Below are 511 nucleotides of genomic sequence, written 5' to 3'. Positions count from 1 at the left end.
CCTTTACAGCGGTGAATTGAAACCGATCGACTGGATCGACTCGCTCGCCAGAACAGGTTATTTGCAGGTCGTCACCGGCAGTGACCTGTGGGGCCTGCCCCGGCAAGTATCGCGCTGGGTGCCGTTCTCCGCCGATCTGCAGATCGTGACGGATTACAGCAAAGCCGCTACTGCGGCGGTGTGCAGCCCGTTATTTCTTCAGGCAGATGCGGCCGCTCGATATGTCCATGAGCTGGCGGTTAGCCGCGATATGCAGACTTTCGGTGTCATCCTGCGCTCGGCCGGCGGTGTGTTTCTTGCCAGTCTGCCGCTGACTGCACAACGATCTGCGCTGGCGCTGGATCGGATCTTCGAGCACGGGCGACTGCCATCAGGCTTTCTGCTGGATTCGATTTATCTGCGCGCCGTCCTGCCGCCGCTTGGCGCACGATCCACGGATATCCGGCATGTGCTGATCATGCCCAGCGAAGTCCAGCAGGCGTGTCGACGGGCCAGTACGCCACAGGGTTAC

The 511-nt window shown here is 60.9% G+C and carries 1 pseudogene; it reads left to right on the top strand.

The features are described from left to right. A pseudogene (locus tag J5M71_RS27245) lies at nt 1–511 on the top strand (hypothetical protein); the annotation flags it as partial.

Origin of the sequence: Pseudomonas sp. 43(2021), assembly GCF_017490805.1 — a bacterium.
GTDB lineage: Bacteria > Pseudomonadota > Gammaproteobacteria > Pseudomonadales > Pseudomonadaceae > Aquipseudomonas.
This window is presented reverse-complemented; position numbering and strand designations above follow the sequence as displayed.